Consider the following 10,211-nt stretch of genomic DNA (forward strand, 5'->3'; position numbering starts at 1 on the left):
TAAATCGCAGCCCAAGTAACAGGTGAATTTCGTGAGCCAGCCTACGCCAGCCGTGCGTACCTTCCAAGACTTGATCCTCGCCCTCCAGCAATACTGGGCCGAGCAAGGTTGTGTGGTACTTCAGCCCTACGATATGGAAGTAGGCGCCGGCACTTTCCACACCGCTACCTTCCTGCGGGCCATCGGCCCGGAAACCTGGAACGCCGCTTATGTGCAGCCCAGTCGCCGCCCGACTGACGGCCGCTACGGCGAAAACCCGAACCGTCTGCAGCACTACTACCAGTTCCAGGTGGTATTGAAGCCCAACCCGGACAACTTCCAGGAACTGTACCTGGGCTCACTCAAGCATGTGGGCCTGGACCCGCTGGTGCACGACATCCGTTTTGTCGAAGACAACTGGGAGTCGCCAACCCTGGGCGCCTGGGGTCTGGGCTGGGAAGTCTGGCTCAATGGCATGGAGGTGACGCAGTTCACTTACTTCCAGCAAGCCGGCGGCATCGAGTGCTACCCGGTGACCGGCGAGATCACCTACGGTCTTGAGCGCCTGGCCATGTACCTGCAAGGCGTGGATTCGGTCTACGACCTGGTGTGGGCTGACGGCCCGTTCGGCAAGGTCACCTACGGCGACGTGTTCCACCAGAACGAAGTGGAGCAATCCACTTACAACTTCGAACACGCCAACGTCGACAAGCTGTTCGAACTGTTCGACTTCTATGAAAGCGAAGCCAAGCGCCTGATCGAACTCGACCAGCCGCTGCCGTTGCCAAGCTATGAAATGGTGTTGAAGGCGTCCCATACCTTCAACCTGCTGGACGCACGCCGTGCCATCTCGGTGACCGCGCGCCAGCAATACATCCTGCGTGTGCGCACCCTGGCGCGTTCCGTCGCCCAAGCCTACCTGCTGGCTCGCGCCAAGCTGGGCTTCCCGATGGCAACCCCGGACCTGCGTGATGAAGTGTTGGCTAAGCTGGAGGCTGCACAATGAGTGCTCAAGATTTCCTGGTTGAACTGGGCACCGAAGAGCTGCCACCCAAGGCACTCAATACCCTGGCCGACGCGTTCCTGGCCGGTATCGAAAAAGGCCTGCAAAGCGCCGGCCTGAAATTTGAAGCGAAGAAGGTCTACGCCGCGCCGCGCCGTCTGGCCGTGTTGCTGACCGCGCTGGAAACCCAGCAGCCGGACCGCAGCATCAACCTCGACGGCCCGCCGCGTCAGGCCGCTTTCGATGCTGAAGGCAATCCGACTCAAGCCGCCCTCGGCTTCGCCAAGAAGTGTGGCGTCGAGCTCAGCGAGATCGACCAGAGCGGCCCGAAACTGCGGTTCAGCCAGGTGATCACCGGCAAGCCGACCGCCAGCCTGTTGCCGACCATCGTTGAAGACTCCTTGAATGACCTGCCGATTCCCAAGCGCATGCGCTGGGGTGCGCGCAAGGAAGAGTTCGTGCGCCCAACCCAGTGGCTGGTGATGTTGCTCGGTGATCAAGTGATCGACTGCACCATCCTCGCCCAGCAAGCCGGGCGCGATTCCCGTGGTCACCGTTTCCACCACCCGCAAGCTGTACGCATCACTTCGCCGGCCAACTACGCTGCCGACTTGCGCGCCGCTTACGTGCTGGCCGATGCCAATGAGCGTCGCGAGCTGATCAGCAAGCGCACCGAGGAGCTGGCCCGTCTGCAGGAAGGCACCGCCATCGTGCCGCCAGGCCTGCTCGACGAAGTGACCGCACTGGTGGAATGGCCGGTGCCGCTGGTGTGCTCGTTCGAGGAACGTTTCCTCGATGTGCCACAGGAAGCGCTGATCACCACCATGCAGGACAACCAGAAGTATTTCTGCCTGCTGGATGCGGACGGCAAGTTGCTGCCGCGCTTTATCACCGTGGCTAACATCGAAAGCACCGACCCGCAGCAGATCATCGCCGGCAACGAGAAAGTCGTTCGCCCGCGCCTGACCGACGCCGAATTCTTCTTCAAGCAAGACAAGAAGCAGAAGCTCGAAGATTTCAACCTGCGCCTGCAGAACGTGGTGTTCCAGGAAAAACTCGGCAGCGTCTACGACAAAGCCGTGCGCGTCTCCAAGCTGGCGGCCTACATTGCCCAGCGCATTGGTGGCGATGCAGCCTGGGCGACACGTGCCGGCCTGCTGTCCAAGTGCGACCTGGCCACCGAGATGGTCGGCGAGTTCCCCGAGATGCAAGGCGTGGCGGGCTACTACTACGCCCTTAACGACGGCGAACCCAACGATGTGGCGCTGGCGCTGAACGAGCAGTACATGCCACGCGGCGCTGGCGCCGAGCTGCCGACCACCCTCACCGGTGCGGCCGTGGCCATCGCCGACAAGCTGGACACGCTCGTCGGCATCTTCGGCATCGGCATGCTGCCCACCGGCAGCAAAGACCCGTATGCCCTGCGCCGTGCAGCCTTGGGCGTGCTGCGTATCCTGATCGACAAGAAGCTGGACCTCGACCTCGCCCAAGCCGTGGTGTTCGCGGTCGGCCAGTTCGGTGCCAAGGTCAAGCAGGCTGGCTTGGCTGAGCAAGTGCTGGAGTTCGTCTTCGACCGCCTGCGCGCGCGTTACGAAGACGAAGGCGTGGACGTCTCCGTGTACCTGTCCGTACGTGCCCTGCAGCCTGGTTCGGCGCTGGACTTCGATCAGCGTGTGCAAGCCGTGCAGGCCTTCCGCAAGTTGCCGGAAGCCAATGCCCTGGCTGCCGTGAACAAGCGTGTGTCCAACCTGCTGGGCAAGGCCGACACCCTCGGCACCGCCGACGTCGACCCGGGCCTGTTTGCCGATGCCAAGGAGTTCTCGCTGAACTCGGCTATCGCCAAGGCAGAAAACGCAGTGAAGCCGCTGATCGCCGAACGCAACTACGCCGAAGCCCTGGCGCGCCTGGCCACCCTGCGTGAGCCGGTGGATGCGTTCTTCGAAGCGGTGATGATTAATGCCGAAGATGCTGGCGTGCGGAAAAACCGCTACGCCATGCTGGCGCGTCTGCGCGGCCTGTTCGTCAACATCGCTGACATTTCGACGCTGAGCTGATCATGTTGAAACTGCTGATTCTCGATCGGGACGGGGTGATCAATTACGACTCCGACGCTTACATCAAGTCGGTGGCGGAATGGATACCACTGCCCGGGTCGATCGAGGCCATCGCGCAGTTGAGCAAAGCCGGCTGGACAGTGGCAATTGCCACCAACCAGTCCGGCATCGCCCGCGGCTATTACAGCATCGCTACCCTGGACGCCATGCACGCGCGCCTGCGCACGCTGGTGGCCGAGCAGGGCGGCGACGTGGGGCTGGTGGCGTACTGCCCTCACGGGCCGGATGAGGGCTGCGATTGCCGTAAGCCCAAGCCTGGCATGTTGAAAATCATTGCAGAACATTACAAGGTACCGTTGGCTGGGATATGGTTCGTCGGGGACAGTCTCGGTGACCTGGAGGCGGCCAAGGCCGTCGACTCTCAGCCAGTTTTGGTCAAGACCGGAAAAGGCGAAAAGACCCAGGCGAAAAACCTGCCGGTGGGCACCTTGATTTTTGACGATCTGGCGGCGGTTGCCGCAGAACTTATCAACAACTAGCAGCAGCCCTCGACTTCCTGGCCAAGGACTGTTCGGGAGTGCGCTTTAAACAGGCGGGCCATGTCCCGCAACGGTAAATGCCGCCATGTCGATTTTGCAGGCCATCAGAACCTTTTTCTTTTACCTGCTGTTGGGCACCAGTTCCTTTCTCTGGTGCACCCTGAGCTTTTTTATCGCGCCTTTCCTGCCATTCAAGGCGCGCTATCGCTTCATCAACGTTTATTGGTGTCGCTGCGCGTTGTGGCTGTCCAAGGTGTTCCTCAACATCCGTTTCGAGGTCAAGGGCGCGGAGCATGTGCCGGACCAGCCGTGCGTGATTCTGTCGAACCATCAGAGCACCTGGGAGACGTTCTTCCTGTCGGCGTACTTCTCACCCTTGAGCCAGGTACTCAAGCGTGAGTTGCTCTACGTACCGTTCTTTGGGTGGGCGATGGCCATGCTGCGTCCAATCGCCATCGACCGCGACAACCCCAAGGCGGCGCTCAAGCATGTGGCCAAAAAAGGTGACGAGCTGCTCAAGGATGGCGTGTGGGTACTGATCTTCCCCGAAGGCACTCGCGTGCCCTACGGCACCGTGGGCAAATTTTCACGGGGTGGCACCGCCTTGGCGGTCAACGCCAACCTGCCGGTGCTGCCGATTGCGCATAACGCCGGGAAGTTCTGGCCGAAGACTGGCTGGGCCAAGCGTCCAGGCACCATCACTGTGGTGATCGGTGAACCGATGTATGCCGAAGGCGAGGGGCCACGCGCCATCGCGGCGCTGAATGACCGCGCGCAAGCCTGGAATCAAGCGCAACAGAGGGCAATGGGTTCGTTGCCACCGGAGCCCATCGTGGTGGACACGCCGGTGATATGAGGTTCTGTGGATAACCTGTGCACGGATTGTTGGCTAATTGGCTTTTTATGCTTATAAACGACTGATTTATATGCATATTTCATTAGCCTATAAAATTTCGAAAAACGTGCATAAGTTTTTTCGGCATTAAAAAACCGGTCCTGGTGACCGGTTTTTTATGCACAGGACAAAAGCTGTCTCAGCAGTCATCCAACAAGGGAAGTCGCAGACTGAACGTAGTGCCCTTGCCAAGGGTACTTTCGCACCTGACATGCCCGTCATGTCGCTCCACGACCGCCCTGACCATGGTGAGTCCCAAGCCCAGCCCCTCGCTGCCCTGAGCGGAATCGAAGCGTCGGTACTGACTGAACAGCTCAGGCAGATCTTCGGCCGCGATACCTGCACCCTGATCGTTGATATTGCATTCCAGCCAGCCCTGGGCGCTGCTGTGGCGCAACGTTACGGTGGTGCCAGACGCAGAATATTTGATCGCGTTCTCCAGCACATTGAATAACGCTCGGGTCAGCAGCGATTGATCGGCTGACACCATGCCTTCGTCAGCCTCATCCAGATCATGGACCAGGTGAATACCTTTGAGATGAGCGATCACCGCTACTTGATCGAAGGCGTCCATCACCAGCATGGCGAACAGGGTCGGCTGGAAGTGATAGCCATCAGCCTCGGCCTTGGCCAGTTGCACGAATGACTCGGTCAGGTTCAAGGCACGTCGCACCTGTTGTTCAATTTGGGCAAACACCGGGGAATCGTCGCTGTGTATATCCAGCAGCGCAAGAATTGCCGAATGGGGCGCACGTAGATCATGGGACAAGAAGCGCAGCATGGTTTCCCGGTGCTGCTGAGCATCGCGTTCTTTGCTCAGGTCAGTCAGACTCAGCAACCAGCCCAGGGCAACATCACCTTCTGCCGGGAGCAAAGGCGCAATCTCCATGCGCAGACTGCGCTGATGGATATCGCGAAACTCAATAAGCTCGAGCGCCGAGAGGGCAGGGCGCACGCCATTGTGCAGAGGCGGGTAACCCAGGTCGGCCAGTTGCTCCAGCACGTTGTGGCTGACCAGCTCATTGCCGAATACCTCGCGGGCAATCCGGTTGGCCAGCAGGATATTGCCGCGAGGATCAGTAATCAGCGTCGCCACCGGCAGACACTCCAGGCCATCGGCCATAAAACGCCGAGTGTCGCGCGTACGGCTGACGGCTTGCTCCAACGCGAAGATCCGCCCCTGCAACACATCGCCCTTGCTCGCCGGTGCACGCCGGCGCTCCGGCAAGACTTTGGGCTCGTCATCCAGCCGCGCCAGCTCCCAGCCGAAATAAGCGAGGACCGCACTCAAGCGGCGCCAATTCCAGATCAGGTAGCCGAGCAGTAAACCGATCAGGCAGGCGGCAGGTGACCACCACTGGCCCAGGCGCATCAGGGTCAATGAGCCCAACACGGCGGCCGCCATGCAACCCAATGTCATCCACGACGCGTAACGCGGTCGGTAAAGCAGCAAGCCGAGCAGCAGGGCTACGAGCGTGGTCGACAGCAGCGCAGCCAACCAACCTGACACCTGCGCGGTATCTTGCCCTCCCAGCAGGCCGCTCAGTGCGTCAGCCTGGATTTGCATGTCGGCAGAGGATAGCGCGTTGAGCTTGCGAAGGCCGTCATACAAAGGATTATCAAGGGCAAGGAATGGGTTAAGGGACAGATAGGCGGTGACAGGCAACAACAGCAAGCCTATCCACAGCCACTCGCGAACAAGGCCATTGAACAGATGCTGGGCGTGGGTGGGTTGGCGCTTTTCCGGCTGGCCCCATAGCTTCATCAGGGAGCCACCGCAGGCCGGCACGTGATTAAAGATGTCATAGACCTTGGTTTCTCCTTCCAGGCCATGCTCGTCGCAAGCCAACCAATAGACGTGATTTGGGCTCAGTGAAACTTATTTTGAAGTCACTGGATAGAGGCTCAACGTAGCGTACCGGGAATGTGTCGGCGTGGCCTTTTACTTGCCAGCAGTAGCCGGTATCTTTCCTACATGCGCTCAAGCACATATTCCTCGGCTCAGCGTATAGCCAGAAGCGAAGAGCCGTTGAATCTGACCACAATTGTTCAGATTCAGCGGCTGGCATCTGCGCAGTAAGTGCCCTTGTTTGGATGGGCCGTCAGTTGCCATATTTCTCGTGAAGGGACCCACACCATGCGTGTCGCGATATTGGATGACGAACCCGCTGAATTGCGCCGAGTCGAACAGACACTGCGACAGATCCCCGGCACATCGGACCAGCCCTGGTCTGTGCATTGCTTCGAGCGAGGGGAAGAACTGCTGCGCCAACTGCGCCGGGAAAACTTCGACCTGTTGATACTTGACTGGCAATTGCCCGATATCAGCGGTATCGCATTGCTGCGCTGGACCCGTGAACATCTGGAATCACCGCCAGCGGTGATTATGCTCACCAGTCGCGACGCCGAGAGCGATATCGTCGCTGCGCTCAACAGCGGAGCCGATGACTACCTGAGTAAGCCCTTTCGCCCTAACGAGCTTAAAGCACGAGTCACCGCCGTGCTGCGCCGCCATGGTCTGCAAAAGCCCATGACGCCTGAAGTGCAAAGCTTTAACGACCTGACCTTCGACGATGCCGAACTCACCGTGACCCGCGCGGGTAAACCCATCAACCTGACCGAGCGTGAATACCGCCTGGCGAGCTGCCTGTTTGCCAACTTGGCACGACCGTTGTCTCGCGAGTATCTGTATGAGCGGTTCTGGACCCATGAAGAGATGGTGTCGTCACGGCCCTTGGATACCCACATCTATCGCCTCAGGAACAAGCTGGGGCTGACGGCGGATCGGGGTTGGCAGCTGTTGACGATCTATGGGTACGGGTATCGGTTGGAGAGTGTGGGAGTGGCAGCCGAGGGGTAATGTTCCACGTGGAGCATTTGGAAAATTGGAGGTAATAAAAAAGGCCAACGCTGAGCGTTGGCCTTTTTATTGCGGGTTCGCCTGTGTCGACGGGCAAGATGGATGTCATCCGCTACGCGATAAAAATCAACAACTTAGGATCGAATTGGGCGAGATTAATGACATGAACGCGTCAAACAAAATGTCATTTTTCGTCAAACGAGCGCAGATTACTGTCATTTCCCGCAAGCCATAAGACCCGCGCACCGACCACACTACATCTCTACTAAGCCTTCTACATAAAGGAAGGCTTCAATGCATGAGCCCGATTGACAAATTGGCAATTCCCCTAAGGTTACAACGATTCCATTCAGCATGGAACAGGCATTTTTCGAGCCCAATTGCTAACTGGCTTTGTCGTCCAAACCAGTCTTTTAAAAGCATCGCAATTGAGCCGGATGAGTCAGCAAACCGGTACCCCATAACCTTGTAACCAGACAGGCATCTGCTCAATGCCTTGTCACCATCAGGTCATAAAGCAACGCTAGGCTGAATAGAGTGGGCCAGAATTTTCTGGTCTAGAGGAGGCCTGCCTTGTCCTCTCCGTCAATGCGAAAAAGACCAGAAGACTGCTCCGACGGCTTGATAGCGGCTGCGGAATACGTTCGCATGTCGACTGATCACCAACGCTATTCCACCGAAAACCAATCGGCTTCCATCCATGCTTACGCCCTGAGCCATGGCATGGACATCGTAAAAACCTATCGCGATGAAGGCAAAAGCGGCCTAGATATCGGGGGCCGCGATGCTCTGCGTAGGCTGCTTGATGACGTCCAAGCGGGAAATATTCAGTTTCAAGTCATTCTGGTTTATGACGTAAGTCGCTGGGGGCGTTTTCAGAACACTGACGAGAGCGCGCATTATGAATACCTCTGTACCAGCTCCGGCATTCAGGTCGTGTATTGCGCCGAGCCCTTCGAGAACGATGGTTCTCCTATGGCAACGATTTATAAAGGCATCAAGCGATCAATGGCAGGGGAGTACAGTCGCGAACTCTCTCAGAAAGTTTTCGCTGGCCAATGCCACCTTGTGGAAAAGGGTTTCCATCAGGGCGGGCCCGCAGGGTATGGACTGCGCCGCGCTCTGATTGATGAGAAAAATGAGTTCAAGGCAGAACTGTCGCGGGGGCAGCAAAAAAGCATTCAGACGGACAGGGTCATCCTGATTCCTGGGCCTGAAGCTGAGATAGAAATCGTTCAACACATCTATCACCGATTCATCCACAACGGGATGAACGAACGCGAAATTGCTAACGCACTTAATGCTGACGGCGTGCTCACCGACTTTGATCGTCCTTGGAGCCGTAGCAGCGTCCACGAGGTGCTGACCAATGAGAAATATATTGGCAACAACGTGTACAACAAAACATCATCCAAGCTACGCAAACGTAGCAGCCGCAACCCGCCCGACAAGTGGATACGCTGTGATGGCGCATTTCAAGGAATTGTTTCACTAGAGGTTTTTACCTGCGCTCGCGAAATCATCCTGCAGCGTTCACACCGCCTAGATGATACACAAATGCTAGAACTGCTCCGCGCTTTACTTCAACAGGCAGGATCATTATCTGGGATGCTCATTGACGAGCAGGACAACATGCCCTCCAGCACTGTTTACATAAGTCGTTTTGGCGGACTTTTACGCGCCTATACCCTCATCGGTTACGCACCAGACCGAGATTATCGATATTTGGATATCAATCGGTCTCTACGACAACTACATCCACAGGTTTTTGAAGACGTAATAAAACACTTGGAAAACGCTGGAGCGAGTGTAGAAATCAGTGCTCAGAATGACGTATTAACAGTTAACGGTGAGTGGACGGCATCTGTAATTATCGCCCGCTGTCACTCAACTCCGGCAGGCACTCTTCGATGGAAACTGAGATTCGACATTAGCCTGGCACCAGATATCACCATTGCTGTGCGCATGGAGCGAGCAAACCTTCAAGTCCGGGACTATTACCTCGTTCCACTTATAGACATGGGCGCCTGGCCACAGAAAATGGCCGAAGAAAACAGCCCGTTAATAGACAGCTACTGCTTCGCAACGCTGGACGTACTTGATGGGCTTGCTGCCCGTTGCTCTCTGAAGGAGGCTTGTCGATGACCGTCCCCTCAACCGCACGCGACCGTATCGCACTTATACCTATCGCAGAAATTCACATACTTAACCCGCGAACGAGAAACAAGAAAATCCACCACGAGCTTATCGAAAACATCAAAACAGTAGGACTCAAACGCCCGATTACTCTCAGTCGCAAAGTCTTACCTCAGGGGCCTTTCTACTATGACCTTGTATGCGGACAAGGTCGTTTAGAAGCATTTCTTGCTCTGGAGGCCACTGAGATCCCAGCGTTCGTGATAGAAGCGCCGGAAGAAGATTGTCTTGTCATGAGCTTGGTGGAAAACGTCGCTCGAAGGCAGCACCGTCCGATCGACCTGATGAATGAAGTGGGACGCCTGAAAGGCCGAGGCAAAACAGATGCGGAAATCGCAACCATAATTGGCAGTACATCCTCATGGGTCAACATGATTGTTGGTCTGATTGAGCGAGGTGAAGAAAAACTCTTATCGGCGGTTGAAACCGGGCTGATCCCATTGAGCATGGCGACAGATATAGCCCGGAGCAGCGAAAGTGATATTCAGGATTTACTCACCGACGCTTACGAACGAGGGATCAGAGGAAAGAAAATCACCAAACTACGGCATCTGCTGGTGTAGTGGTCAACTAATCCCGGACACGACGTTAAGTTTTTCCTCGGCCCGCGCTGGGGCCAACCCATCGTTGAATTGATGAGGCCTAATCCAGTTATAGCGATGCATCAAAAAATGGCTGATATCGC

At 56.9% G+C, this 10,211-nt stretch carries 8 protein-coding genes; 7 read left to right on the top strand and 1 reads right to left on the bottom strand.

Annotated elements, in window-relative coordinates; all coding sequences use genetic code 11:
* Positions 1 to 31 precede the first annotated feature (31 nt).
* From glyQ to TU75_RS21620, 4 genes are all read left to right on the top strand, one after another.
* A complete protein-coding gene (glyQ, locus tag TU75_RS21605; protein ID WP_003187265.1) occupies positions 32 to 985 on the top strand; it encodes a glycine--tRNA ligase subunit alpha in 954 nt (317 codons plus the stop codon).
* On the top strand, positions 982 to 3,036 hold the full coding sequence (glyS, locus tag TU75_RS21610; protein ID WP_060550065.1) for a glycine--tRNA ligase subunit beta: 2,055 nt from the start codon (positions 982 to 984) through the stop codon (positions 3,034 to 3,036). Before glyQ ends, glyS begins: the two co-directional genes overlap by 4 nt.
* Complete coding sequence (gene gmhB, locus TU75_RS21615) at positions 3,036 to 3,575, top strand: D-glycero-beta-D-manno-heptose 1,7-bisphosphate 7-phosphatase (protein ID WP_173664773.1); 540 nt, start codon at positions 3,036 to 3,038, stop codon at positions 3,573 to 3,575. Before glyS ends, gmhB begins: the two co-directional genes overlap by 1 nt.
* Positions 3,576 to 3,660: 85 nt before the next feature.
* Positions 3,661 to 4,431: a lysophospholipid acyltransferase family protein gene (locus TU75_RS21620; protein WP_003233608.1), complete on the top strand. Its 771-nt coding sequence runs from the start codon at positions 3,661 to 3,663 to the stop codon at positions 4,429 to 4,431.
* A 178-nt stretch (positions 4,432 to 4,609) separates the two neighbouring features.
* On the opposite strand, the gene TU75_RS21625 is transcribed toward TU75_RS21620, so the two are convergent.
* Entirely contained in the window at positions 4,610 to 6,235 is a 1,626-nt protein-coding gene (locus TU75_RS21625) for a sensor histidine kinase (RefSeq protein WP_060550068.1), read from the bottom strand.
* A gap of 372 nt (positions 6,236 to 6,607) precedes the next feature.
* Between TU75_RS21625 and TU75_RS21630 the strand changes: the two genes are divergently transcribed.
* The 3 genes from TU75_RS21630 to TU75_RS21640 all read left to right on the top strand — a co-directional run bounded on the left by TU75_RS21630 (position 6,608) and on the right by TU75_RS21640 (position 10,089).
* Positions 6,608 to 7,330 carry a response regulator transcription factor gene (locus tag TU75_RS21630; protein ID WP_060550066.1) on the top strand — a complete coding sequence of 241 codons (723 nt, stop codon included), beginning with the start codon at positions 6,608 to 6,610 and terminating at the stop codon, positions 7,328 to 7,330.
* Between the two features lie 588 nt (positions 7,331 to 7,918).
* Positions 7,919 to 9,475 carry a recombinase family protein gene (locus TU75_RS21635; protein WP_082630516.1) on the top strand — a complete coding sequence of 519 codons (1,557 nt, stop codon included), beginning with the start codon at positions 7,919 to 7,921 and terminating at the stop codon, positions 9,473 to 9,475.
* A complete protein-coding gene (locus TU75_RS21640; protein ID WP_231981878.1) occupies positions 9,472 to 10,089 on the top strand; it encodes a plasmid partitioning protein RepB C-terminal domain-containing protein in 618 nt (205 codons plus the stop codon). Before TU75_RS21635 ends, TU75_RS21640 begins: the two co-directional genes overlap by 4 nt.
* The last annotated feature ends 122 nt before the right edge of the window (positions 10,090 to 10,211 follow it).

Source organism: Pseudomonas poae, from assembly GCF_001439785.1.
Classification (GTDB): domain Bacteria; phylum Pseudomonadota; class Gammaproteobacteria; order Pseudomonadales; family Pseudomonadaceae; genus Aquipseudomonas; species Aquipseudomonas poae.